Source organism: Sporosarcina sp. FA9, assembly GCF_051550205.1.
Classification (GTDB): domain Bacteria; phylum Bacillota; class Bacilli; order Bacillales_A; family Planococcaceae; genus Sporosarcina.
The window spans coordinates 222401-249382 of sequence record NZ_CP188819.1; the positions used below are offsets into that span (position 1 = coordinate 222401).

General features: G+C 39.0%; 22 protein-coding genes, 1 tRNA gene and 1 pseudogene. 18 read left to right on the top strand and 6 right to left on the bottom strand.

What is annotated here, in order from left to right; all coding sequences use genetic code 11:
* Nucleotides 1–108 precede the first annotated feature (108 nt).
* From ACP8HH_RS01130 to ACP8HH_RS01155, 6 genes are all read left to right on the top strand, one after another.
* Nucleotides 109–1611, top strand: a complete 1503-nt coding sequence (locus tag ACP8HH_RS01130) for a DHA2 family efflux MFS transporter permease subunit (protein ID WP_438314679.1) — start codon at nt 109–111, stop codon at nt 1609–1611.
* A 199-nt stretch (nt 1612–1810) separates the two neighbouring features.
* On the top strand, nt 1811–1951 hold the full coding sequence (locus ACP8HH_RS01135; RefSeq protein WP_438314682.1) for a hypothetical protein: 141 nt from the start codon (nt 1811–1813) through the stop codon (nt 1949–1951).
* 95 nt (nt 1952–2046) lie between these two features.
* Complete coding sequence (locus tag ACP8HH_RS01140; RefSeq protein ID WP_438314685.1) at nt 2047–3213, top strand: saccharopine dehydrogenase C-terminal domain-containing protein; 1167 nt, start codon at nt 2047–2049, stop codon at nt 3211–3213.
* Between the two features lie 283 nt (nt 3214–3496).
* Nucleotides 3497–4195, top strand: a complete 699-nt coding sequence (locus tag ACP8HH_RS01145; protein ID WP_438314688.1) for an AIM24 family protein — start codon at nt 3497–3499, stop codon at nt 4193–4195.
* Between the two features lie 149 nt (nt 4196–4344).
* Complete coding sequence (locus ACP8HH_RS01150; protein WP_438314691.1) at nt 4345–4914, top strand: TetR/AcrR family transcriptional regulator; 570 nt, start codon at nt 4345–4347, stop codon at nt 4912–4914.
* A gap of 68 nt (nt 4915–4982) precedes the next feature.
* The gene (locus ACP8HH_RS01155) at nt 4983–7184 is read left to right on the top strand and encodes a YhgE/Pip family protein (RefSeq protein ID WP_438314693.1); all 2202 of its coding nucleotides are present in this window, start codon (nt 4983–4985) and stop codon (nt 7182–7184) included.
* Nucleotides 7185–7233: 49 nt separating this feature from the next.
* On the opposite strand, the gene ACP8HH_RS01160 is transcribed toward ACP8HH_RS01155, so the two are convergent.
* Complete coding sequence (locus tag ACP8HH_RS01160; protein WP_438314696.1) at nt 7234–8115, bottom strand: SDR family oxidoreductase; 882 nt, start codon at nt 8113–8115, stop codon at nt 7234–7236.
* A gap of 144 nt (nt 8116–8259) precedes the next feature.
* Here ACP8HH_RS01160 and ACP8HH_RS01165 point away from each other — a divergent pair.
* Nucleotides 8260–8496: pseudogene (locus ACP8HH_RS01165) on the top strand (glycosyltransferase family 2 protein); the annotation flags it as partial.
* Between the two features lie 86 nt (nt 8497–8582).
* Here the strand turns inward: ACP8HH_RS01165 and ACP8HH_RS01170 are convergent.
* Nucleotides 8583–9896, bottom strand: coding sequence for a short-chain fatty acid transporter (locus ACP8HH_RS01170; RefSeq protein WP_438314699.1), 1314 nt, complete (start codon nt 9894–9896; stop codon nt 8583–8585).
* Between the two features lie 247 nt (nt 9897–10143).
* Here ACP8HH_RS01170 and ACP8HH_RS01175 point away from each other — a divergent pair, with 247 nt between their 5' ends.
* The gene (locus ACP8HH_RS01175; protein WP_438314702.1) at nt 10144–12315 is read left to right on the top strand and encodes a beta-propeller domain-containing protein; all 2172 of its coding nucleotides are present in this window, start codon (nt 10144–10146) and stop codon (nt 12313–12315) included.
* A 63-nt stretch (nt 12316–12378) separates the two neighbouring features.
* Here the strand turns inward: ACP8HH_RS01175 and ACP8HH_RS01180 are convergent, their stop codons facing one another.
* Nucleotides 12379–14043: an EAL domain-containing protein gene (locus ACP8HH_RS01180; protein WP_438314704.1), complete on the bottom strand. Its 1665-nt coding sequence runs from the start codon at nt 14041–14043 to the stop codon at nt 12379–12381.
* 136 nt (nt 14044–14179) lie between these two features.
* Between ACP8HH_RS01180 and ACP8HH_RS01185 the strand changes: the two genes are divergently transcribed.
* The 3 genes from ACP8HH_RS01185 to ACP8HH_RS01195 all read left to right on the top strand — a co-directional run bounded on the left by ACP8HH_RS01185 (nt 14180) and on the right by ACP8HH_RS01195 (nt 19105).
* Nucleotides 14180–15079, top strand: a complete 900-nt coding sequence (locus tag ACP8HH_RS01185) for a DMT family transporter (RefSeq protein ID WP_438314707.1) — start codon at nt 14180–14182, stop codon at nt 15077–15079.
* A 452-nt stretch (nt 15080–15531) separates the two neighbouring features.
* Nucleotides 15532–17295 (top strand): ABC transporter ATP-binding protein, encoded by a 1764-nt coding sequence (locus ACP8HH_RS01190; protein WP_438314710.1) that lies wholly within the window; start codon nt 15532–15534, stop codon nt 17293–17295.
* Complete coding sequence (locus tag ACP8HH_RS01195; RefSeq protein ID WP_438314712.1) at nt 17276–19105, top strand: ABC transporter ATP-binding protein; 1830 nt, start codon at nt 17276–17278, stop codon at nt 19103–19105. The genes ACP8HH_RS01190 and ACP8HH_RS01195 overlap by 20 nt, the downstream gene beginning before the upstream one ends.
* A gap of 278 nt (nt 19106–19383) precedes the next feature.
* Here the strand turns inward: ACP8HH_RS01195 and ACP8HH_RS01200 are convergent, their stop codons facing one another.
* The gene (locus tag ACP8HH_RS01200) at nt 19384–19857 is read right to left on the bottom strand and encodes a YusW family protein (protein WP_438314715.1); all 474 of its coding nucleotides are present in this window, start codon (nt 19855–19857) and stop codon (nt 19384–19386) included.
* Nucleotides 19858–19949: 92 nt separating this feature from the next.
* Nucleotides 19950–20969 (bottom strand): DUF2804 domain-containing protein, encoded by a 1020-nt coding sequence (locus ACP8HH_RS01205; protein WP_438314718.1) that lies wholly within the window; start codon nt 20967–20969, stop codon nt 19950–19952.
* A 213-nt stretch (nt 20970–21182) separates the two neighbouring features.
* On the opposite strand from ACP8HH_RS01205, the gene ACP8HH_RS01210 reads away from it, so the two are divergent.
* The 6 genes from ACP8HH_RS01210 to ACP8HH_RS01235 all read left to right on the top strand — a co-directional run bounded on the left by ACP8HH_RS01210 (nt 21183) and on the right by ACP8HH_RS01235 (nt 25189).
* Nucleotides 21183–21692, top strand: coding sequence for a hypothetical protein (locus tag ACP8HH_RS01210; protein WP_438314720.1), 510 nt, complete (start codon nt 21183–21185; stop codon nt 21690–21692).
* A 58-nt stretch (nt 21693–21750) separates the two neighbouring features.
* A tRNA-Ala gene (locus tag ACP8HH_RS01215) sits at nt 21751–21823 on the top strand.
* Nucleotides 21824–21948: 125 nt separating this feature from the next.
* Entirely contained in the window at nt 21949–22614 is a 666-nt protein-coding gene (locus ACP8HH_RS01220) for a metallophosphoesterase family protein (RefSeq protein ID WP_438314723.1), read from the top strand.
* A 181-nt stretch (nt 22615–22795) separates the two neighbouring features.
* Nucleotides 22796–23314 carry a sigma-70 family RNA polymerase sigma factor gene (locus tag ACP8HH_RS01225; RefSeq protein WP_438314726.1) on the top strand — a complete coding sequence of 173 codons (519 nt, stop codon included), beginning with the start codon at nt 22796–22798 and terminating at the stop codon, nt 23312–23314.
* A complete protein-coding gene (locus tag ACP8HH_RS01230; protein WP_438314729.1) occupies nt 23307–24629 on the top strand; it encodes a DUF4179 domain-containing protein in 1323 nt (440 codons plus the stop codon). Before ACP8HH_RS01225 ends, ACP8HH_RS01230 begins: the two co-directional genes overlap by 8 nt.
* Nucleotides 24630–24703: 74 nt before the next feature.
* Nucleotides 24704–25189, top strand: a complete 486-nt coding sequence (locus ACP8HH_RS01235; protein WP_438314732.1) for an amidase domain-containing protein — start codon at nt 24704–24706, stop codon at nt 25187–25189.
* Between the two features lie 79 nt (nt 25190–25268).
* On the opposite strand, the gene ACP8HH_RS01240 is transcribed toward ACP8HH_RS01235, so the two are convergent.
* Entirely contained in the window at nt 25269–26114 is an 846-nt protein-coding gene (locus tag ACP8HH_RS01240; RefSeq protein ID WP_438314735.1) for a DegV family protein, read from the bottom strand.
* A 167-nt stretch (nt 26115–26281) separates the two neighbouring features.
* Between ACP8HH_RS01240 and ACP8HH_RS01245 the strand changes: the two genes are divergently transcribed.
* Nucleotides 26282–26863, top strand: coding sequence for a nitroreductase family protein (locus ACP8HH_RS01245; RefSeq protein WP_438314738.1), 582 nt, complete (start codon nt 26282–26284; stop codon nt 26861–26863).
* Nucleotides 26864–26982 lie beyond the last annotated feature (119 nt).

The following is a 26982-nucleotide window of genomic DNA, read 5'->3' on the forward strand; positions in this document are numbered from 1 at the left end:
TTTATCAGTTTCGCATAGTTGCATTCTTTGGACTAGGAGTATAATGTATTTAGAGTAACGAATTATTGGTGCGAATTTTATGTAAAGCCAATGAGTGGGGGAAAATAAATGGATATTAGAAAAATGCATGAAAAACCGCCTTATGGCATGATTGCAATTATGTTCGTAGGTGCATTTGTTGCATTTTTGAATAATACATTGTTAAATATTGCTTTACCTGCAATAATGGATGAATTTAGTGTGAAGCCTTCCGAGGTACAATGGCTCACTACGGGATATATGCTTGTAAACGGGATTTTGATTCCAGCAAGTGCTTTTTTCATTCAAAAATTTACAAATAGAAGATTGTTTATAACAGCGATGATACTATTTTCGCTTGGGACAACATTAGCGATATTTGCTCCCACATTTAGTTTGCTTGTAGCAGCAAGAATGATTCAGGCTTCTGGGTCGGCTATGATGATGCCGCTTCTTATGAATATAATGTTAACGGCATTTCCAGTTGAGCGGCGTGGGGCTGCAATGGGGATTTTTGGCTTAGTTATGTTTACGGCACCTGCAATTGGTCCGACATTGTCTGGATGGGTAATTGAGAATTATACATGGAGAACACTCTTCATTATTGTGTTGCCATTCTCTCTTTCAGTACTCATCTATGCGATATTCAAATTGCGTAATATTACACCGAATCGTGATATGACATTAGATATATTTTCTTTACTATTATCGACAATCGGGTTCGGTGGGTTACTGTATGGATTTAGTTCCGCGGGTGATAAGGGCTGGGGTTCGCCACTCGTTTATGGAACAATTGCAATTGGCGGCATTGCGCTTTTAGCCTTCGTTATTCGTCAATTGCGTATGGATGATCCAATGTTGGATTTCAGAATTTACAAACATCCAATGTTTGCGTTGTCGTCAGCGATTTCGATTGTTGTGTCCGTTTCAATGTTCTCGGCAATGATTTTAACACCACTTTATGTACAGACGATTCGAGGGATTTCGCCACTGGATTCTGGGCTTCTTATGCTACCTGGTGCGGTCTTGATGGGCCTTATGTCACCAATTACAGGTCGTTTGTTTGATAAATACGGTGCACGTGGACTTGCAATTATAGGGCTTTCAATCACAATAATCACGACTTATTATTTAAGTAAATTGAATTTAACATCTGAATATTATTATATAATGTTCATTTATACGGCTCGAATGTTTGGGTTATCACTTGTCATGATGCCGATTATGACGAATGGTTTGAATCAGCTGCCAATGAAATCAAATCCACATGGTACTGCGATGAATAATACATTGCAACAAGTATCCGGTGCGATTGGTACAGCGATTTTATTAACAATAATGACAAAACGAATGGAATCAGCGGGTACGAAATTATTCGCGGAAGCTTCGGCATCTGGAAATGTTCCGACAGCAGCAGACAGTCTTGCATTATTCAAGGTGGATCTGGAGTCTAAAGCAATGCTCGATGGAATTAACTTTTCCTTTTTCCTGTCAACCCTTGTTGCAGCAGTAGCACTTGTTTTGACTTTGTTTGTAAAACGGGTGATACCGCCTAAAAATGACGCAGCATATGAACACATTTCAGATAAATAGCGATTGAAGATAACGAGCCCACCAATTCCTTGGTAGGCTCGTTTTTGTATTGTTGAAATTCTTTTAATAATTCTTTCAAATAAAAAGGGTTTTGTCGAAATTAGTCGAATAAGATAGGGTGGAAGTGCTTACATTAACCGTGTTATAATAAGTGCGTATTTCCGTTTTAGAATTTCTTTTAGAAAAGAGGTTTGATGCAATGAATTTAAACGTAGCTTTCAGTCGTTCGTGGCAACAAACTGCGGTGATGAGTTATGCAGCAGTAACGACCACTGTAAACAAAGAAGAGTTGGCACAAGTGAGATTGTATACTAGAGATGATGTAGACCTGGTCATTTAAAAACTGAAAAATTAGTCACTTATTCTGGCACGAAGTGGTGCTGGATTACTTATAGAAAACCGGGATTCTTAAACACAAAATGAGGAGATGTAGATATGAAAGTCGTAATTCTTGGAGCAGGTCTAATGGGGAAAGAAACAGCACGAGATCTTGTAAAAGGTGAGAACGTTGAAAAGGTATACTTAGCAGATTTAAACGTCAGACAAGCTGAGGACTTTGCTGCAGATCTTATGTCCGATAAATTGGAAGTTCTTTTATTGGATGCTTCAAATGATCAGCAATTGGCGGATGTTATGTCCCTTGGAGATGTTGTAGTCAATGCACTTTTCTATACATTTAACGAAAAGGTTGCACGAACGGCAGTTGAAATTGGAGTAAATTCAATTGACCTTGGTGGACATATCGGCGGCGCAACAGACGCTGTACTTGAACTAGCTGACAAAGCCGTTGCGAAGGGCGTAACACTCATTCCGGACCTTGGAGTAGCTCCTGGTATGATTAATATTCTGGCAGGCTATGGTGCTAGTAAACTAGATACAGTAGATTCAATGAAATTGTATGTTGGTGGTATTCCAGTGAAACCTGAACCACCACTAAATTACAATGTTGTATTTTCATTAGAAGGCGTATTTGATCACTACACCGATTCATCGCATGTGATTCGTAACGGAGAATTGAAGGAAGTTCCATCGTTATCAGAAATTGAAACGATTACTTTCGAGAAGTACGGTGAACTCGAAGCGTTCCATACTTCTGGAGGAACATCTACACTAACTAAATCGTTCCCGAACGTGAACACGCTTGAATATAAAACAATTCGTTACAAAGGACATGCTGAGAAGTTCCAATTGCTTGTAGACCTTGGATTGTTATCACGCGACAACGAAGTTTCGGTTGGCGGAACAACGGTAAAAGTACGGGACGTTATGCGTGAGCACTTATCACCTCAACTTCGTCTAGGAAATAAATCAGACGCTGTACTTCTACGTGTAATTGTTAGTGGTGTAAAAGACGGTTCACCAATTACTCATGAGTACGAACTCATTACGGAGAAAGACCTTTCTGTAAATGAAACAGCCATGGCTCGTGCAACTGCAAACACGATGTCCATCGTAGCTCAAATGATTGGTTCTGGAATCGTCAATAAACCAGGTGTGCACACACCAGAAACAATTATTCCTGGAGCGCTTTACATCGAAGAATTGAAAAAACGTGGCGTTATGATTAAAGAAACTGAAAGAACGACGAAAGCACTCGTTTAATTCTTTAAAACCAAATGGATGATGCATTTCAGAATGCCGAAGAGGATATTTTCACTCTTTGGCATTCTTTTGTTTTTTGGGCAATAGAATAGGTGTTACCACGAGGGAATTAACCTGTTTGGTTGTACTATCGGTGATTTGGTTGGACAATCCACTTGCTTGGTTGGTCTAACGTCAGGCTTGGTTGGACTATTCATTGAAAAGATGAAATTAATTGAAACTTCTGCTCCTTCAAAACGTAAGTATATAAACATTAGGTATAGTTGAAAGGGGAATGGTAGAGATGGGGAATTATTCAATTGATGAATTCATTAGGCAAACGAAGCAAGATGAGCGTGAAAATGATTATTTTGAACTGGAAACACCGCGAATATTAGAAGTGAATTTAAAGGATCTTGTTTGGGCGAAGGCGGGTTCAATGATTTCCTATACAGGGCAAATTAAGTTCGAGCGTGAAAAAATGTTAGAGCATGGCCTTGGAAAAATGTTTAAAAAAGCATTAACTGGCGAAGGGACTTCACTCATGAAGGCGCAGGGGAATGGGCGATTATACTTAGCCGATCAAGGAAAAAAGATCACCATTTTCGACCTAAACAATGAGTCGATTACTGTGAATGGCAATGACCTTCTCGCTTTTGAACCGACCATTGAATGGGATATTCAACTAATGAGAAAAGTAGCCGGTATGATGTCAGGTGGATTGTTCAATGTTACGTTAAAAGGGAAAGGTAGAGTAGCAATTACTTCCCACTATGAACCACTAACACTTCTTGTGCGTCCCGGAGAACCTGTAATTACAGATCCGAACGCAACAGTAGCTTGGTCGGGTCATTTAACTCCTGAATTCAAGACCGATATTAGTTTTAGAACATTTATAGGTCGTGGAAGCGGAGAATCCATCCAAATGGAGTTTTCTGGTGAGGGATTTGTAATAGTTCAACCGTTTGAAGAAGTATATAACGCTACAAGTCCATCTACTTAAGAATTAATAAAGTCTGCAGAAGGAAATATCTTCTGTGGATTTTTTTGAAATAAAAACCTTGCAATTTCGAACGAATGGGTATAATATAATGACTAGTTGACCGGAAAGGTTTTACAGTCACTTCTTTAATAGTAAAGTGAGGTGGAGAAATGGACCGCAGACAAGAAGTCTTAGAGGCAGCCGCGAAATCATTTGCGCTCTTTGGCTACAAAGCAACAACAATGGACCAGGTTGCCAAAATTGCAAATGTCGGAAAAGGAACGATTTATACTTTTTTTGCGAATAAAGAAGAATTGTTCAATGCGGTGGTGTTGAAAATGGTCACTGAAATGAGAGCAAAAGCTGATGCCGTAGCGGTTGAAGGTGCATCTTTTGAAGATAATGCACATGCGAGATTAATGCAAATGCTGAAATTTCGAGAGACTCACCAATTGTATGCGAAACTTATAGATGAAGAAAGAGAAATTCGAACACCCGCTGTAGGCGAGGTTCTAATAGGTATTGAAAAAGAAATTATTATGTATATCAATGAAAAAATCGTCAAAGCAATTCGTAAAGGTGAGTTGAAACCGTGTGACACAGAAATGGTTTCTTATTTATTATTTAAAGCTTATATGGCACTCGTTGTCGATTGGGGAAGAACTCATGAAAACGAGATTGAAGAGGAACGAATTGTTAAGGTATTGAGTGGGACAATTTTTAAAAGTCTCCTAAAATGAGACTTTTTTTATAATTTTGATTGACCATATGAGGGAATTGGTCAATTAGTTCTGGAAGGGGTTTATTTATGAAAAAATCAATGGTATGGGCTGAATGGAAACAGCTGCTTAAGACGAGGAAAATGATTATTCCACTAATTGCAATATTATTTATACCGGTACTGTACGCGGGAATGTTTTTGTGGGCGTTTTGGAATCCATATGCGAATATGAGTGATTTACCCGTCGCGGTAGTCAATTTAGATAATGGTGCTGAAATGGAAGGAGAGCAATTAGCATTAGGAAAGGATTTGGCGAATAACTTAGTTGATAGTAAGCAATTTGACTTTACAATTGTCTCAAAAGATAAGGCAGACCAAGGCTTGGAAAGTCAAGATTACTATGTTGTTATCGAGATTCCAGAAAACTTCTCGGAACACGCAACAACGCTCTTGGACAAAGAGCCTGAAAAGCTAACAATTGTGTATAAACCGAATGAAGGGTACAACTTTTTATCGGCACAAATTGGTGAAACCGCTATGGACCGTATACGTGCTGAAGTAAATGAACAAGTTACTTCAACGTATGTAGAGAAACTTTTTGCTTCCATTACTGAAATGGGAGATGGTTTTGGCGATGCTGCGGACGGAGCAGGTGAATTACAGGATGGTGCTCGTAAGTTGGCATCAGGTGCTGATGAATTAAAAGGTTATCTCGAAACATTGGCGAGCAGTACAATTATGCTTGCGGATGGATCGCAAAAGTTGGCGAATGGTGCTAAAGAGGCGTCAAGTGGTGCACAAGAACTAAACAAAGGGCTCGATACACTTTCAATAGGTTCAAAAGAACTTCTTAGTGGAGCACAAAAAGCTACTGCAGGTGCATCCAATTTAAAAACAGGAATTACTGAATATACGGATGGGGTTGGAAAACTTACTGAGAGTTATAACCAACTTAATGAAAAAGACAAAGAATTCAATACATCTGTTAAAACGTTGAATGAAAAATCACAACAACTGAGTGGGACTACGGGGCAACTGTCCGGTGTGGCATCCGAGCTACATGCAGGATTGGCGGGCTTAACTACGCAGCTTGCTCCAATACTAGAAGGCTTACCAGAAGAACAAAAAGCTGCTATTGGAGAAGCTCTTAATCAATTGGAGAAAGGCAGTGCGGGCCTTTCAACAGGAATGAGCGATTTATCTGCAGGAGCAAATGGACTTGCAGTTGGTACTGAAAAGCTGAACGGAGCTTCCGAACAACTTACAACGGCAAAAGGTCAGATACTTGCAGGTTTGGAGAAACTAAATGGTTCTTCAACAGCACTTCGGGATGGTTCAGATGCTCTTGCAACAGGCAATGCCACACTTTCTGAGGGGCTTTCAACACTTTCTGAGGGAGTGACATCTGCAAATAATGGCTCCAGCAAATTGGCGTCTGGTCTTGTCGAATTAACCGAAGGAACAGATACACTTCAAAATGGTACTGGAACACTTGCATCGAAATCACAAGATCTTGCCAAAGGGTCTATAACACTTGCAGATGGAATCGGAGAATTAAATAAAGGTGCACAAACATTACAGGAAAAACTTGCAGAAGCGAATGATACTGCTAGTGAGATAAATCCAACAGAGAAAAATTTTGAAATGGCGGCGGCACCTGTTGATGTAGAAAATGCGGGCATCAATAAAGTGCCTAACTATGGAACCGGTTTTGCACCATACTTCATATCTCTTGGATTGTTTGTTGGTGCTCTTCTATTATCCATCGTATTTCCACTTGTTGAACCTGCAATTAAGCCAACAGGTGCATTTGGATGGTTTTTAAGTAAGGTATCGGTACTTGCAGTCGTAGGTTTCTTACAAGCTATGATTGCAGTTGTTGTTATTAAATTTGCATTGGGAATGGAAGTAGCAAATATGCCGTTGTTCATCATAACAGCAATCATTACAAGCTACACATTCATTGCCATTGTTCAAATGTTCGTGTCACTTTTCAGCGATGCAGGACGTTTTATGGCAATCATTGTCCTGATTTTACAATTGACTACGAGTGCAGGGACATTTCCTCTTGAGTTAATACCGGCACCACTACAAATATTCAACAAGTTACTCCCTATGACTTATTCGGTCCAAGCGTTTAAAGCTTCGATTTCAACAGGGGATACGTCATTCCTTTGGACAAATAATGCGATACTCCTAACGTTTATTATTGGATCTCTCGCAATCACATTTGGTTACTTCGCATTGCTTTATAAAAAGAGGCATTCGAAGGAACTTGTGGAAGCATAAACTGAATAAGCGACTCTCAGCATCAATCAATGCCGAGAGTCGTTTTTTTTTATGAGCCTACAAAATCGCCACCGTCAACATGAATCGTTTGACCCGTCATATAACTTGAATCATTCGTTGCGAGAAATACATAGGCGGGAGCATTTTCGGCCGGTTGGCCACGTCGTTGCATTGGGGTGTCTAACCCATGCTGTTTGACTTGCTTTTTATCGAATGTCGCTGGAATAAGAGGAGTCCAAATTGGGCCCGGGGCAACGGCGTTCACACGAATACCTCTATCAGTTAAGTTGAGTGCGAGTGAACGAGTAAATGAGGTGATCGCGCCTTTTGTAGCTGAGTAATCCAGAAGTCCAGGGGATCCATTATAGGCTGTCACCGAAGAAGTGTTGATGATGACATCGCCTTTGGTCATCGTTGCAAGCGCGGCTTTTGTTAAATAAAACATTCCGAAGAAGTTGGTCTCGAATGTTTCAATCAGTTTTGCGCTCGTAATGTTCGCGATATCGTCTTGCGGAAACTGTTTCCCAGCGTTATTCACCAGAATATTAATGCTGCTAAAGTTTCCTACCACGTCTGAAATTAACTGATTACAATTATCTTCTTTACTGATGTCAATCCTGAAACGAAGGAATTTTACACCGTTTTTTTCAATAATTTGCCCCGTTTTTTTCGCGTCTACGTCTTCTTTTTCATCTAGATATGCGATTGCGACATTCGCTCCCTCTTTTGCGAATGCAATAGCTACAGCGCGACCAATCCCACTGTCTCCGCCTGTGATTAAAGCATTTTTTCCTTTTAGCTTTCCAGATCCCTTATAGTCGGGGTCTTCATAAATAGGGGCGGGAACCATTTCTTCTTCAATGCCGGGTTGTTGATTTTGTTTTTTTACTTCCACCTTTTTATCGGCTTCATTGTAATTATTATTCGACAAACAAAACCCTCCTTTAGAAAGTTGGAATGTAATCGAAGTATTCCCCAAATCACTTACAATAAACTATGGTGAAGCCACCGGGTGGATACGATCCATATTCAATTGCTGAAGATGCTGAGTTGTCTCTACGTATCACTCGGGAAATCGGATATTTTTTATATTGAATATACATATCCACTTCTCTTCATTTGGCATCTTGCTTATATGGTCTATACATCGCAATTATTTGCGGCACAGGCAGCGCAAAAAGCCTTTTCGCCAATTAATATATTTGTCAGTGTCATTATGTAATTTGCGTATGCACAATTATTAACTTACTTATTTATTCGCAGCCTGATTTCTTATATTAAGGCAAAGAAAAATCGTCAAGTTATTGGATGAGGAAAAACAACAAAATTTAAAGCGAAATAAAAAAGGAGTCCCTTGGATAGTATTTATCCAAGGGACTCCTTTAAAATAGTGTTTATTTAAAAGAAGTACAATCCAATTGTAATAATGATACCGCTTAATAATAAAACGAATACACAATACCCCATAATGTCTTTAGCGCGCAGACCAGCAATTGCAAGTGCGGGAAGTGCCCAGAACGGTTGGATCATGTTTGTCCATGCGTCACCCCACGCGATAGCCATAGCTGTCTTAGAATAACTTACGCCAAGTGTTTGTGCAGCTTCAAGCATAATAGGTGCTTGTACTGCCCATTGACCTCCACCTGATGGAACGAAGAAGTTAACAAGTCCTGCAGCGTAGAATGTGAAGACTGGGAATGTTGCGACAGTTGAAATGCTAACGAACCATTCAGACATTACGCCCGCGAGTCCAGAAGCAACCATCATGCCCATAATTCCTGCGTAAAATGGAAATTGAATAATAATTCCACCAGCTGTTTTTACTGCATTTGCAACCGCAGCAAGGAAGCGTCTCGGTGTTCCGTGGAAAATAATCCCTAAGACAAAGAAAATTAAGTTTACAATGTTCAGATTCAAATCGAATCCTTTTGTTATGAAATGTTGAACGAGATACGCAAGACCGAGTGCACCTATGAGCATTGATAGAATCACACTGTTTTCAAGTCTGCTTGCTGGTGTAACTTTTTCATCGACTACTACTTCGATTTCATCTACTAACAACTTGGGATCTACAACAACCGTATCCTCAGGTTTTGGCATCATGAAACGATTTAAGATTGGAACTGAAATAATAAGTGCGGCGATAATAATTAAATTATAAGTTGAAAATAGTGTTTCTGATGTTGGAACAACACCCATAATACCTGCGAATGGATGATCTGCTGTTGCGATTGAAAGTGGAATAGATCCACCAAGCCCGCCGTGCCAAATGATAAATCCTGAATATGCACTTGCGATTAACAAACGGTAGTCGACAGTTTTCACTTTTTTTGCAATTTCCTTAGCGAAAAGTGCACCGATTACTAGACCGAAGCCCCAGTTTATCCAACATGCAATTAATGAAACGACGGAAACAAGTACAATTGCCTGTCCCGGTGTCTTAGCAATTCCCGCAAGCGTGCTTAGTAACTTCTTGAATACCGGGCTACTCGCTAGAACATGGCCCGCTACAAGTACAATTACCATCTGCATTGTAAATGCTAGAAGTCCCCAAAACCCGTCACCCCAATGAGTAACCATTGCCATTGGACTGGAATCTGTTAAACCAAGTCCTAGGAGAAATACGACTAACGTTAAAATTGCAACGAAAATATATGGATCGGGTAAATATCGCTCCATAATCGTATTTGACCATCTTGTCATTGTCTTCAAAGTATCTTCCTCCTTATTTAGTCTCATGTCTATTCTATATTAACCTTGTAACAAAGACGACACAATTCTAATATAATTTCTAATTCTATCAAAAAAGAGAGTAGGTAGTATTCAAACTCTATTCTCAATATAGTACTTGTCTTCTTAATATAGTACGTATTTTCAAGGAAATTTTAATTTACTGTAACTAAATCTTCTGATAACAGTCTAATGAAATAGAAACCTAAATTTGGAAGGAGTCCTAAATTTGAAAAAACGTGGCATATGGCTTTTGGGTGCACTATTCGTAACGGTTGTATCCGTTTTATTCGCCTTTATGATTGAGAAAATTACTGTGACGGCCTCAGAGATTGCCCTTACGAAACAAGGGTTGTATGTAAACTTTTCTGAAGCTTTGAATGTAAACGCCATTCAATCAGAAGATTTATATATCACAAGTAGTAACGGGAAAAAGAGTACCGCTGAACTTACGCTAGACAAAGGGAGGCAAATCGTTCATATTCAAGGTCTTGAACCAGGAAAGTACACATTACACATTAAAAGAAGTGCATTTAAGGGGAAACCTTTTAGTTCGCTTTCATCAAATGAAATAAAGTTCACAATGCATGAAACCCTTGAATCAGTAACGTCCGCTAAGGAACTGACAGACTACTTCAAACGTGCATTAACAATGCGGAATATACAAAGCTATGGAGTAGAAATGGAGACTAGGGAGGATTCGGCCTTAAGTGATAGTGACAGTGGTGCAAATAAATCCAGTGCAGACAATCACTCAACTACAAATACTCAAGTTGAGGGTGTCGATGAAGCCGATATGGTGAAAACCGACGGAGAATATATATACGCAACACTTGGTAATGGAAAAGTTTCGATTACAGATATTCGTAATCCGGACCAATTGAAAACTGCATCAGAAATTACTATGGAAGAAGACTTTTATCCTTCTGAACTATTTCTTCACGAAGATATGCTACTTATTTTAGGAGGCAGATTTGAATCTTATCCAATGACTGGAAAGATGGATCCTACAGTGGATAGGATGCCAGGAAAGAGCATGACAACAATTCGCTTGTATGATGTTTCAATGCCTGAAAAACCATCGCTTATACGGGAGATTGGGGCTGAAGGTTATTTAAACGGAGCACGTAAAGTCGGGGATATTCTTTACTTTGTAACGAATGTGCAACCGAACTTTTGGATGATGGAAACATTGGATGATGTGCAGCTCCTTCCATATATAAGTGATTCAAATGAAGGCGAAGAGTCTCAAATAATGGATTATAAAAACATATCAATCTTGCCGGGAGCATCAGAACCAACGTATTCGGTAATTACCGCAATTGACCTATCGTCGCCAGCAGAAGGAAAGGTCGTAACAAAAGGGTATTTGGGGGCTAGTGAACAGCTTTATATGTCTACAAACAATTTGTATTTGACAGCAACAAACTATGAGCAAGTAACTTCAGGAAAGAACTCGAATTCCAGTATGATGTGGAATCCCGGTACTGGAAATAGCGATTTATTTAAATTTAGTTTAAATGGTACCACGGTTACCTTCCAAAGCTCGGCCACTTTAAAAGGAAGTATTTTAAATCAGTTTTCGATGGATGAGCATGATGGCTACTTCCGTGTTGTGACGACGGAGGGGAATATGTGGGATGAAAATAATACGTCTAAAAATCATTTATTTATTTTAGATGAGAGCCTGAAAGTCTCCGGATCTGTTGAAGGACTTGCAAAAGGAGAACGAATATATTCTGCTCGTTTTATGGGGGATAAAGCATATATGGTGACGTTTAGAGAGACGGATCCTTTATTTGTTATTGATGTGGCAAATCCAACCGCGCCAAAAGTGCTCGGGGAACTTAAAATACCTGGTTTTAGCAACTACCTACATCCCCTGGATGAAAATCACTTGATTGGCTTTGGTTATGAAACAGTTGCTGAAAAGAATCCGCAAGGCGGGGAACCGATTATTACGACAAAAGGAATGAAGATTTCCTTATTTGATGTAACGGATTTTGCAAATCCGAAAGAGAAGGACACTGAAATCATTGGGGAAAGTCAGACATATTCTCCAATTCAATACGATCATAAAGCATTGTTTCAACATAAGAAGCGAAGTTTATTCGGCTTCCCGGTTATAATCTATAAAGAAAAGAAGGTGGATGGAGAGTTTAGGGATATTGAGTTTCAAAGTATGGGGGCTCTCATCTACGAAATTACATCTGAAAAAGGGATTGTATTGAAAGGGAATCTTCTGGAAGAAAAAAGTCCAGGAGAGCAATACGGAGAGTATGAGAAAGAAATTCAGCGGATCATTTCGAGTAAAGATGCGTTGTACACAATCTCGTTAAGGGAAATTAAAAACTATTCGCTCGATACTTTTGCACCCATCAGTGGATTACAGATTCAATAAAGGACAAAGGAAAATGGTCTATTTATGTAATAGGCCATTTTGTTATTGTCTTTTTTTATGGTCTCAGATAGTATAAGTTGAATGTAGAATTGAGTCTGCAGTTACGGGAACACCAATATAATACCCTTGAACAGCATCGATGCCCATTGTTTTTAATAAATCCAGTTGCTCTTTTGTTTCAACGCCTTCAGCTACTACATATATATCCATTGACTTTCCAAATTGAATCATTCCCTCAACAAGTTTTTGTGTTTTGGGGTGGGTTAACATGGATTGTATAAAGACTTTATCTATCTTGATTTTGTTGATGGGTAACGTTTGCATATAACGTAAAGAAGCAAAACCGGTACCAAAATCATCAAGTGTGAATTCCACTCCATGCTCTCTTAGTTCGTTCATTTGTTGTAGAATTGAATTTTCTTCTTCAGCTTGAAACGCAAAGTTTTCTTGAATTTCAAGTTCAAGCAATTGAGCAGGACAACCTGTTTTTCTTAGAATTTTAATAATTTCATTGCTTAAATTACGATTGCTAAACTCGCGGACGGAAGAGTTGACGGCTATGTTTACGAAACTGTCTTTTTTATTTAAAATTGTCGCAACTTTTGCTGCCTCTTCCAAAACATACAGGCCAATTTTATGAATGAGTCCATTCTCTTCGGCGATGGGTATAAGTTCATCGGGCATAATTTGTCCAAGTTCCTCATCTTCCCATCTCACAAGTGCCTCATAAAGACGTACTTTACCTGAATTCAAATCGACTTGTGGCTGATAATAAACTTGCAGGTTTTTGTGGTCAAGTGCAGTTAACAATTTGCGATCGATAATCGCTTTTCGGTTAAGACTTTTATGCAACTTGGCGGAAAGAGATGCGATTTTACCGCCACCGTGATCAACGACTTCTTTTGTAGCAACTAGTGCTGCTTTCATTAAATGTGAATATGTCTTTTGATCTGTAGGGTGTTTAATAATCCCGCCACTTACTGAGAGTTGCAAAGCATTATTGTCTAAATAGATTGGTTGTTGAATGAGGAAGTCTAAAAAGCCTTGTACATACCAATCACCGTAGGCACTAAGAATAACAAATTCACTCACTCCGATTCGCGCAATCGGTTCACCCTTGAAAAATCGCTTTAAACGATTTGTGAACGATTTAATAAGTTCCTTTTCTGAGCCATGCGTTTGTAAATCTTTTAATGTATAGTAGTGATCGATTGTTATATATACAAACGAAAAGTTTTTTTGTTCCTTAGTATACTCATTAACCAAGACTTCAAGTTTATGACGACTCATAAGACCTGTTTCATGGTCGATAAATGCAATTTCTTGTAGTTGATTACGTAGTAAGATATCTTCGGTTATATCCAATTGCAGGAAGGTTACTGACGTAAGTTCACCATCTGTTGATAGGCTAGGAATCGCAATTATTCGAACAAAATAGGAATCATTTGACCGTGTTAACTTTTCTGTTGTACCGTACCATGTTTTTCCTGACTTTACAGTGTTCCATATTTCATGGGCCTGTTTTTGACCTTTTTCAGTGTCTGGAAACATTATCCACAAGGTTTTTCCGAGAATGCGTTTTGGTGTCCACTTACTAATTTTTAAGAACTTTTTGTTGGTGAAAGTAATTACTCCGTTGCCATCCGTCTGAGCAACCATATAATATTTGCTCAGATTCTTCATTAAATTTGGTAGCTCTGGATTAAACTGCCCGCTTTCTGAATTCACTCAATTGACTCCCTTCGGATAATGAATATATATATCTATTATAAGGGAGAGATAGGGATAGTTCATTAAAAATATGATGTTAATGTAGATTATTGTTAAAAATGAATGATTTCATGCTTTTTAAGGAGGAAAACCGATGATTCGTATTAAAGGAATTGCTATGATTGTCATTGGTGCGATGCTTTGGGGAGCAACGGGACCGATGATGGAATGGATACTTTTGAATAGCGATATGTCTGTATCGTTTATGTTAACCGTTCGACTTCTTCTAGCAGGAACCTCACTGCTTGTTCTATTGAAATTTCAAGGTAAGCAAATTACGCTACCTTGGCGTCAAAAAGTATGGGCTCGTCAGCTTCTGATATTTGGAGTTGTAGGTATGTTAGGCGTACAATATACCTTTGTAGCCGCAATTGATATGAGTAATGCGGTAATCGCAACTCTTTTTCAATTTTTAGCACCTATTTATATTATTATGTTCGTAACATTGGCACAGAAGAAAAGTCCACCTAAAGTTCAAATACTAGGTATGCTTGTAACATTGATTGGTTTGTTTTTACTCTTAACAAATGGTTCGATTTCCAATTTTGCAATTAGCCCAATGGCACTTTTCTGGGGACTTACACTTGGATTTACGTTTTCGTTTTACACGCTCTATCCCGTGCGTATGATGGCGGAATGGGGTGTTCTAGTAATCGTAGGATGGGCGATGATTATTGGTGGAATTACACTATTTATCATTAACCCAATGGATGTAATTAAGAACAGTTCAATTTTTGAGAATGGCTCAGTGGCAGTAATGTTATTTCTAGTCATCATTATTGGAACGATTGCATTTATTTTATTCCTTAGCAGTATGAAATACATAACGCCAATTGAAACAAGTATTTTGTCTAGCTTTGAACCACTTACGGCAATGGTGATTTCCGTTATATGGTTTGGTCAAATACTAGGCATGTGGCAATTGACAGGGGCACTTATTATGCTCGGTGGTGTAACATGGCTATCTATAGCTGGAAGCAAAGATAAAACTTGAAAAAGAACCGGTCACCCGTAATGGGGTATCGGTTCTTTTTGCGTGAAGTGCAACTAAAACGTACGTCCACTTTGTATTTATTTGAAAGTTGAAAGGTTTATTGGTCTGTAAGAAGGATAGAAAAAATAGTAAAATAAGAATCATATGTATGAATAATGACATTTCTTTCCTACCTCTGTTTTAGTTGTGATGATGGGTGAATCGAATTAAAACGAAAGTGAACGCATCATTACGGTTAGCGGTTGTTGTTGTTGTTGTTGTTAAAATTATTCCTTGCATAAGTGCCCAAACAAGTGTAAATATACCAATGGCGAATGAAAGTCAATAAAAAAATGTCTAATTCAGAAACCTTAGGCAATTCTGTTTGAATAGTGTACAGACCCAAAAAGCTGTGGCATAATAGTGATTATCAATAAACAATTCGTGAGACGAAATAGTTTTGGGGGATTAATATGAAAACAGTATTTTCTTTTGCAAAAGCGTACAAATTGCCAATGGCGATTGCGTTAATTCTAATGCTATTAGAGTTAAGTGTAGAGCTCATTCAACCTTTGTTTATTGCGAAAATCATTGATGATGGAATTATTGCAGGAAACGAAGATGTGATATGGCTGTGGGGAAGTGCGATGATGGGACTCGCGCTGGTAGCTTTTTTATCAGGGATAATCAATTCTTATTTCGCAGCACATGCCGCACAAGCATTTGCTTTTGATTTGCGTCAAGCGTTATTCGGCAAAATTCAAGCATTTACAATGTCCACATTTTTACGGTTTCCAACGGCGGGACTTATTACACGTTTAACGAGCGACGTTACAATGGTGCAAAACGTTCTATTTATGGGACTCCGAATTATGTTGCGCGCACCACTCCTTGTGATCGGAAGCGTAATCATGGCTTTAATCGTCAATGTGAAGCTTGCGTTATTTTTATTAATAGGGGCCCCATTCCTATTGGTATTTCTTTACTTAATGGCTAAAAAGGGCGTCGGATACTTTTCGGGGATCCAAACTCGCTTAGACCGAGTGAATGGTGTAATCCAAGAAAACCTACAAGCGGTTCGTCTTGTAAAAGCTTATTTACGAGGTATATATGAAACGAGTCGCTTCTCCAAAGTGGCAAATTACCTTAGAGGCGATACGGTAAGGGCGATGCGTTTAATGGAGCTTATTTTGCCGGTATTGCTACTTGTCATGAACGTAAGTTTAATGGCTGTATTGTGGTTCGGTGCATTTGAGGTTCGTGATGGCGGCGCACAAGTTGGAGAACTTGTTGCAGTTGTAAACTATGCGATGCGGATGACAGGTGCATTTTCAATGTTTGCATTTATTATTGTGGCATTTTCTCGTGCAAAGGCGTCTTCAGAACGGATGGAAGAAGTTCTTCTCGCGAATGAAGATCTTGAAATTCAGGATTCGGAAGAAGCACAAGTTAGACCTTTGGAAGGTGAACTTGAATTTAAAAATGTATCTTTTAATTATCCGAGAAGCGAAAAACCAATTCTGGATAATATATCATTTAAAGTATTACAGGGTGAAAAGCTCGCGATTATGGGAGCAACCGGATCGGGAAAATCTACATTGCTGAATTTAATTCCACGTATTTTTGAAGCATCGTCAGGAGAAATCTTGGTCAGTGGAATGGAAGTCCGTGATTGGCCACTAAAGGATTTGCGAGATACGATAGGTCTAGTTCCTCAACAATCCATTTTATTTACGGGATCCATTTTAGAAAACTTATCATGGGGGGCACCTTCAGTAAACACCTCGGATACTGAAGTGCATATCGATGAACTTGAAGAGGCTGCAAAGAAAGCCCAAATTCACGAATCCATCGATTCATTCCCGAAAAAGTATGGTACACGTGTGGGACAAAAAGGTGTCAATTTATCAGGCGGACAAAAACAACGATTGTCAATTGCAAGAGCACTCGTCCGAAAACCGTCGATTCTAATTTTGGACGACAGTACAAGTGCACTTGACATTAAGACAGAAACGGCATTATGGGATGCGTTGGAAGGAGAAAATGCAACAATGCTCGTCGTCACGCAGAAGATTCAAACTGCGAGAGGGGCAGACAAAATCCTTTTATTAGATGAAGGGATTGTTGTAGGTTACGGGACACATCAAGATTTAATGAAGCAGTCTAGTTTATATAGAAGAATTGCGGAGTCGCAGTCGGAAGAGGAGGTAATGGCCGATGTTACGCATAATTCGTAAACCATTTGGTTATGAACCGATTCTAACGAAAGAAGATATTAAAGGTCCCGCGAAAAAGAAAACAGAGCGTGCAAGAAATTGGAAATCGGTTTTACACCGAATTTGGTTACTCGTGGACGAACAACGAGCACTTTTAATTACGGTTTTAGCGTTAGTATTTGTCAGTTCGGTCCTTGCACTTCTTGGTCCAATCCTTGTCGGAAATATTTTGGACAATCATATTATAAAAGGCGAATTTGCCAATCTTGGAAATAAAATCGGTTGGCTTATCGTAATTTATATTGGACTATCCTCTGCACTGTACTTACAAAACTATTGGATGGTAGGGATTGCTCAGCAGACTGTTTATCGATTACGTACAAGTTTATTCGCTCATCTACAAAAGCTTCCCGTGACCTTTTTTGATAAAAGACAGCATGGGGAACTTATGAGTCGGATGACGAACGATATTGAAAACGTCAGTCAGACCTTAAACACTTCGTTTATACAGGTGTTTTCAAGTGTCTTGACGCTCATTGGAACGACAGCGGTTATGTTATATCTCAGTCCACTCTTAACTTTATTGACGATGAGTATTATACCGCTCATGTTCATTGCGATGCGGTGGATTACGCGTCGCACAAGTAGACTGTTTAAAGAACAACAAATTGCAGTCGGAGAACTAAATGGAATGATTGAAGAGACAATTTCTGGACAACGTATCGTGAAGGCGTTTTCCCAGGAAGCACGTGTTATGGAAGAGTTTAGAGAGAAAAGCGATCGACTTCGTCGGACAGGTTTTTGGGCACTGACGTATTCGGGTTTTATTCCAAAAGTGATGAATACGTTAAATAATGCAAGTTTTGCAATTGTTGCAGGAGTAGGTGGGTTGCTTGCGCTTAGAGGTGACGGTGTTGTAACGGTTGGAACGATCGTTATCTTTACGGAACTCGCACGTCAGTTTACACGTCCACTCAACGATTTGGCGAATCAATTCAACACAGTACTATCTGCGCTTGCTGGGGCGGAGCGTGTTTTCGGAATTATGGACGAACCGATTGAGAAAGATGATGCGACGGAGTATGAGGATATGTTGCTGAAAGGCGATGTTGAATTCCGTAATGTATCTTTTGGTTATGCGGTAGAAACGGATGGATATACGATTGAAAATGTTTCGTTTCATGTAAAGGCAGGTGAGACAGCGGCGTTTGTTGGTGCAACAGGAGCTGGAAAGACAACTATTATGCAACTTCTAGCCCGGTTTTATGAGATTAATAAAGGCGAAATTTTAATAGATGGTATTCCAATTCATAAGTTGCCGAGAAAAACACTTCGCAGTCAAACAGCGTTTGTATTACAAGATCCATTCCTATTCGAGGCAACTGTTTTCGAAAACATTCGGTATGGAAAACTAGACGCGACTGATGGGGAAGTCATTGCAGCGGCTAAAAAGGCGAATGCTCATAATTTTATTGAGAAACTAGATGAAGGCTATGACACAGTTCTTACCGCGGATGGAGAAGAGATTTCACAAGGTCAAAAGCAATTACTGTCCATTGCAAGGGCGCTTGTGGCAGATCCTGTACTTCTGCTTCTTGACGAAGCGACAAGCAGTATCGACACGGTGACGGAGCTGGAAATTCAAGAAGCACTCGATCGCCTTATGGAAGGACGAACGAGTTTCGTCATTGCACACAGACTGAATACCGTTCGAAAAGCAAATACCGTTCACGTAATGGAACAGGGGCAACTAATCGAATCGGGGAACCAAGATGAACTCATAGAACAACAAGGCATTTTTTACAATATGCTGCTCGAATCGAAAATATAAGTTTTATATAGAAGAAAGCTGCAAGAGGATGATATCTCCTTGCAGCCTTTTTCTGGTTTTGAGTGAAGCGTTGTGAAGTATTGTGAAAACGTTGCGAGGTTTTTCGGAAACGTTGCGAGGTTCTGCGGAAACGTTGCAAGGTTTTGGTAAAGTGTTGCGAAGTTTGGCGAAAACGTTGCGAGGTTCCAAAAAAAACGATTTTAAAAAGCACTTGGGGCATCTATCACGATAGACGCCTCAGTGCACATTTAAAAAGCTTTACTTACATCAAATATAAGTTATTGACCTTCTTCAATATCAAGCAGTATTCCATCATCAAATTCTACTTCCAAATCAAACTTGGAATACGTATCAATCCCGTAATACTTCAGTATTTTATCGATAACTTCTTGTTTAGGTGTGTCTTTTGTGATCATAATATCAACAAAAAGCTTGTCAAGCTCATTGAAAGCATCGTCATTTTTAAGCTTTACGTTTTCAAGCTTATTCTCGAATTCAGCCTCAATCTTACTTTTAGATACATCATATTCGGCATCAACTGCATCCTTACCATCGATTTCAATATCAAGATCGAATTTATCGAAACCATAGCCATTGCCTGTTTGCATAGAACCACCGACTTTGTCTTTTTCAGGAATAATAACTGCCTCTTCGCGGTTCGATTTATCCGCATTCTTCCCGAAATTACCACAACCGCTGACAATAAAAGCACCCAATAACAAAACGAATCCTAAGAATATAATCTTTTTCAAGTTTTCCACGGCCTTTCAAATTTAATTTCCCTATTCTCATTTTTACCTCTTTCCAAGGAAATTAAACAAAAAAGAATTATCTGTCAAAAAAATCACCATTTTGCGATGTGTTCTTCAGAACAACCGAGCATTTGTCTGATCTTTAGCTTAGCGTGATTCTCTAATAGTATTTCCCCATCAAAATAGCCCACAAGCTGATGGACTTCAGTTCGAACAATCTTAACATTTGTCGTTGAAACACGTTCGAAAAAAGGTGTGAATGTTAGATTGACCGTATCCGAAAATTTCGTTTGTATTTTCCATTGGTTCATGAAGTTAGATGAATCATAAGTGAATATAACATCCTCATGAATTTTCGTCATAGCCCCATTGATGAACACTGCATTTTCAGTCATACCGGTGCCGTCTGTCCATTTACCTCCAAGGTTTAGTCCGATTCGCCGTCCGCCAAGTCGTTGAGAAGCCATAGCCCAATTCCATTCTGCATTTCGTGGCCAAATACCACGCCCATAATCGAGAACCGCAAAACTATAATCTGGATTAAAATCATATCTTTTATCGCCAATCTTTACAAAACCTGATGTTGGAAGTGTGTGATGTTTGGCTGTGAATTGAAAGATATTTCGACTCTTTGGAATTACAACATTCAAAGACTCATCATTTGGCGGGTGAGTGATATGTAAGTCGGCATGAAGTACTTCATTATCAAAATCAGGAATTGTTACGGAAAGATGGGTCTCACCTTGAATATGAAACATTTGAACTGTGAGATTATCATTTGTAAACTTAATACTTTCAAGAACATTTTCAGGCATTTTTACGTTTCTTCCCATTGGAATAGTTATTTGTTTTTCAAAGAAACGCTGTGTTTCATAATCAAGAATATAAACAAAACAGACAGCCGCATAGTCAATATGGCTAATTGTTGCAGAAAACATGAGGTTTTCCCCGTACACACACCAGTAATTCCACTTCTTTTTTTTCATGAAGTTTTTGGATAAATTACTTTGGATTAAAGGATGCCGAGCGAAGCCTATTGCTTCTGGATTAAGCAAGCCCTTGCTGTCACAAAGTACAACGGGTGCTGTAATTTCTCTTTCAACGTGCTGCATGCCGACTTCCCCCTGACTATTGTTTTTATAACCACTTATTGCTATACTTTATATTGTACCAAATTAACGGGGGCTTAGCTCAGCGGGGAAGACGAGCTGGCAATGTGAAGGTCAGGGATTCGATTCCGCTAAGGTCCGACAATTTCTTAAACGGAAATGGCAGAGATGCCGGTTTTTTGCTTTTCGGAATTATAGGAAGGAGCGAAATGTTAAATGGATCTAGACGTATTGTTGAAAAGAAAAGATCTAAAGCCAAAAGAAAAAACAGAAGTTATGGCAGATGCAATTATTAGCGGTGAACTAGCTATTGTTGACATTATTAAAGTAGCTTCTACCGCCAAAGACCCGGCAAAGGCTACTTGCATGGAGGCATTCGAATATGCCACAAATAAAAAACCTGAGATTGCCAATATGGAGCTTTTCATGTTCGCACAAAATAATATAGGTGCTAAAGCACCTCGTCTAAAATGGGAGTCTGCTAAAGTAATTGGCAATATCGCTCATCTTTATTCTGAAAATCTTGAAGAGGCGATTGCTGGTTTATTAGAAAATACAAGAGAGGAAGGCACTGTGGTTCGCTGGAGTGCAGCCTATGCTCTCACCAAAATATTCCACCTGTCTAAATACTCAAATGATGATTTTCGTAGAACTCTTCAGGATATTTGTGAATCCGAAGAAAAAAACAGCATCAAAAAAATATACTTAAAAGTATTACAGAATTAATACATTGATTTATCACAGAAGGACTTTGAAAAGTAATTATTAACACCAGATTTATCCTGGGGGCTTAGCTCAGCTGGGAGAGCGCTTCGCTGGCAGTGAAGAGGTCGTCGGTTCGATCCCGATAGTCTCCATATGTAAGATACGAGTGTTTCGGAACTTTTCCGAAACATTTTTTTGTTAAATTACCTTATTTGATAATTGCGTAAAGTGAATTATTTGGTCTTAGTAAAAAAGGTTTATGAAGGAGAAGAGATAAATGAAAAGGATATTAACAATAAGTGATATTCACGGTGAGTTCGAAAAGTTTGAACAACTTTTAAACGTTGCCCAATACAATCCTGTTACAGATCAATTAATTTTATTAGGAGATTACGTCGATCGTGGCCCCGATTCATGTGCTGTTTTGGATAAGGTAATGAAATTAAAAGATGAAGGTGCAATCGTGTTAAGAGGGAATCATGATGACATGATGGTTGCCGCTGCTGATAATTCACCTGAAGCATGGGAGAGATGGGAAAGAAACGGGGCAATTCAAACATTGAAAAGTTACGACCCATCTATAGAATCTATGGAAATTCCCGACAGTGAACTATTCAGGAAACACGTTTCATTTATTAAGAGTTTAGATTACTATTATGAAACGGATGAATACATATTTGTTCATGCAGGCGTTCACCCTACAACTCCTCTACACGAAACGCAGCCTTCTATACTCGTTTGGATTCGTGAAGAATTTCATAATGGGTATACAGGTGAAAAGACCGTTGTTTTTGGTCATACCCGTACAACATTACTCCATGGAATAGAGGATCATAGCGTTTATTTTGGCAAGAATAATTTAATTGGAATTGATGGCGGAGCAGTATATGGTGGGAATTTAAATTGTCTTGAACTGCACAATAAAAAAGTTTATTGTGTGTAATATTTAACTACTGTTTGAAGAGTTGGAAATGTATTTCATTGTAAGTCAAACATGTCTAATAAAATAAGCGTAGAACTCATTCGAATAATTTGCATGAGTTCTACGTTTTTTAATTTTCAAATGAACTTTTTCGAGTCTCGGCTGTCTAATGAGTAAGAAGGAGTGGGAAGGGGTGATACATGTGGATGAATTCGAACTTGAGAAACGAGCGATAAAGCGTGAAGAACAGGCATTTTTGGAAGTAATTCATCATAATAAAGAGACGCTTTATAGGACAGCTTATGCTTTTTTAAAAAATGAACATGACTCAATTGAAGCCGTTCAAGAAGTGACAGTGCGAGCGTATAAAAAAATTCATACAGTTAAAGAACCAAGCTACTTAAAAACATGGCTTGTTCGAATTATGATGAACTATTGTCAAGACCAATTACGTAAGAAAAAAAGGTACACTTCAAGCGAAGTACTCCATGAATTAGGAATGAATGAAGACTTTGCACTTCTCGAGATCGAAGAAGCCCTAGCAATATTGCCTGAATCAGAGCAGCGATTGATTCACATGATGTATTTTCAAGATACGAAAATCAAAGACATTGCCGTTATTGAAAATATTCCAGAAGGAACGGTCAAGTCGAGATTGCATAAAACCTTACGCACATTACGAGAATTTCTTTCGGAGAAAGGGGTAGAAAATCATGTTTGAAAACGAAGAAGAAAAGTTACGCGAATTCAGATCGGATCTTGAGGATTTGAAGATTCCAACCGATCAGCTGAATAAGGCGATTCATGATGGATTTAGAATTGGGGATAAAGAGTTTCGGGGGAAGCGCCGTAAACGCGGAAAGTCACTATTGGGTCTTGCAATTGCGGCCGTTTTCATACTCTCATTCGCGGCGTCCATCCGGATTTCGCCCGTTATTGCAAGTTCTGTTGCATCAATACCTGGAATGGAAAAGGTTGTTCGTTACATCCACAATGACAAAGGGATACTTGGGATTGTAGCAAATAATTACTTTCAACAAATCGATGCAAGTCAAACGAATGATAATTTCACACTTACAATTAATGAAGTCATTTTGGATGAGACAGGGATGGTCATTTCTACTACGCTAGAGGCTCCATATAAAATAAAAGAAGTGCCTTATAAAAATATTAGCATTCACCATAATGGGAAAGAAATACCGCCAAATACGACGGGATATCACTTTTCGGAAAAGTGGGTTGAAAAACCTTTAAATCAAATAGACAACATTATTGAAGTGTTATTTTCAGAAAAACAAACCTTTGCTACGCAGGATTTTACTCTAGAAGCCGAGTTGAATGATGCAAAGGGAACGGTCATTTCAATTCCTTTCACAGTGCCTAAAAAGGTGGAGAAAGGTAAAGTCTACGCTTTGAATGAAGAGATTGAGATTGACAATCAAAAAATGACAATTAAAAATGTGACAGTCTATCCACTGCGCGTGGCAGTAGATATTGAATTTGACCAATCAAACTCGATGGAAATAATGGGTTTTGACGACATACGTATTGAGGATGAAAATGGAGAAGTGTGGAGTAGTGCTGAAAATGGTATACGTGAACACAGAACCTCTGTAACGAAGCGAACCATTTATTTACAGAGTAATTACTTTGCACAACCAAAAAGTTTTCATTTGAAAATGAATAAAATTCAAGCATTACCGAAAGATGAAGCCTTTTTACTTGTAGATTTGGAGAAACAAAAAGTACTTAAACAACCTTCCTCTGACAAAATCGGGATAGTTAAAATAAATGGGGGTAAGGTTGAAGCAAGTTTTACTCTAGACAAGAATTATGGCGATACCTTATTCTCAGATGCTGTTGACGCAGATGGGGAAGTAGTCAAGTTTGACGGACAAGAAACAGCTACGATGAATGGGAGATATGTAACCACTTCTGTGACCTTTGATGGGAAGAACTATAACAACCCAATCAAAATCAATTTCGGGGCGTATCCAAACTATATTAATGGAAATATCGCGATAGAGCTTAAGTGATTATTTATTTTATTCGAAGGAAATTGCATTCCTGTTGTCATTCATTCATAAGTTGTCAAAAGGAGGCTGTGTGAATGTACGACAGGGAAGCGGCGGTTCAATACGCAAATAAGTGGTGGAATGATTACAATCCGGCCTACCCCAAATTCGATGTCGATTGCACGAATTTTGTATCGCAATGCTTACGCGCGGGCGGGGCACCGATGTGGGGGTATCCGAATCGTGAAAGAGGTTGGTGGATCCAAGGAGGAACGTGGAGCTTCAGCTGGTCGACGTCCCATTCATTAAGATGGTACTTAGGCACATCGACAAAAGGATTGACGGCAACAAGAGTGACCTCGGCGGATTTACTCGAGCCCGGGGATGTCATCAGCTATGATTTTGAAAATGATGGGCGATTCGATCATTCAACGATTGTGACGGCGAAAGTGGGAGGAGTGCCACTCGTCAATGCACATACGTATAATGTGAGTCATCGCGATTGGACGTACAAAGATTCCTATGCAAGCACACCTGAAGCCAGGTATATTTTCTTTAAAATTAACGACCATTTTTCATGATGCTGATTTAAGATATTTGGCGACTAGAAATGAAAAAGACAGTTCATCTTCAATAAGATGAACTGTCTTTTAGTGTTATTTATTCATACCATAGAACTGCAAGCGTACCTTCACCGGCATGTACGGCTAGGACGGAACTCACTTCACCAATCTCAACTTCCATTCCAGGGACTTGTTCTTGAATAAGATTTTTCAAATGATTGGCTTGTTCTATTACATTTCCTTGCATAAGGAATATTTTTTTAATGCCTTTTTGATGTGCTTCAATTACTTTATCAATCAAATATTGCAGTGCACGTTTCTCAGAACGTACTTTTGCAATCGGTTCCAGTTCACCAGCAGTACTAATCTGGACAATAGGTTTCACTTTTAAGAGGCTGCCAAGATAAAACTGTGCAGCACTCATGCGACCGCCTTTGTATAGCTGCTCTAACTTCCCCATCAAAATGTAGGCTTTGCAATTACCAACCATGTTATCTAGTTCGACTTTAATTTCCGCCACGGTAGAACCGTTCTTATGCATTTCCATACCACGGTGAATGAGTCCGGTAAGTCCATAAGAAAGGGAAAGTGAATCAATAAATGTAACAGGGAAACCTGCAATTTCTGCTCCTCCCATTGAAGAGGCGAGCGTGCCACTCATTTTTGCGGATACATGAACTGCGATTGCTTCTTCATAATTCTCTGCAATCTTTTTATATGTTTCCCCAAATTCCCCAGCTGAAGGTTGTGAGGATTTTGGGAATTCTTCTGCAGTTTTAATTTTAGCATAGAGCTCCTCGGCTGTTAAATCGATACCATCCACATATTGATCTTCTCCAAAATGTATATTTAGAGGTATCGAATAGAAATCCGGATTTTCTTGAAGTTCTTTTGAGACATAGGCAGTACTATCTACAATCCACGCTATCGGTTTCTTTGCCAAAGTAGAATCACCCTTTTTAGTTGTTTTTTACTCTATTAATATTATACCATGGAAAGTAATCGGAAAGTATTGTAAACAGTGTTTAGGTAATCCAAATTCCAGCGATTCGGCAAATGAGCATATGTTAAGGTATAATAAGAATAGAATATCAAAAGGGGAAATGGTTAATGAATGAACAAGCCTTATCGGTTAGAAATGCGATCATTACACGCCGTTCAATAAAGAACTTTAATGGACAGCCCGTTGACCCGGAAAATATAGCTGAAATCCTTGAAGATGCAGCATGGGCACCGAATCATGGCAACCGTAATCCTTGGCGTTTTGTCGTAGCGGCGAACGGAGAATACACTTCGTTTTTAAATGTACTTCGTGAGTACGGCGTACCGAAATGGAAAGAGTTATCTGAAGATGCACTTGAGCAACAAATGAAGAAGTTTACGGGTCCTGGTGCAGTGGTTTTAGTGATTGTTCCGGAAGACGCACGTCAAAAAGAAAGACTAGAAGATTACGCTGCAGCGAGTATGTTTATCCAAAACGTTTTGCTCCTTGCGTGGGATAAAGGAATCGGAACATGTTGGAAAACACCACCTTTTCTTGATAATCCGAAATTTAGGGAAGATCTTGGAATAAAACAGGGCGAGCGAATCATTAGTATGTTGCAATTTGGTTATTTTGATAATGCTCCGAAAGCACGTCCGCGAGTTGAAATGAACGAACTTATTACGTATTACGGTCGTGAAATAGAATAAATAAAAAATCCGGGTTGCATTTAGGTACATGCAATCCGGATTTTTTTTTCTGTAAAGGCTATATCCGACAGTTGCGACACGATATCCGACAGATCCAGATGGATATCCGACAGTTTGTG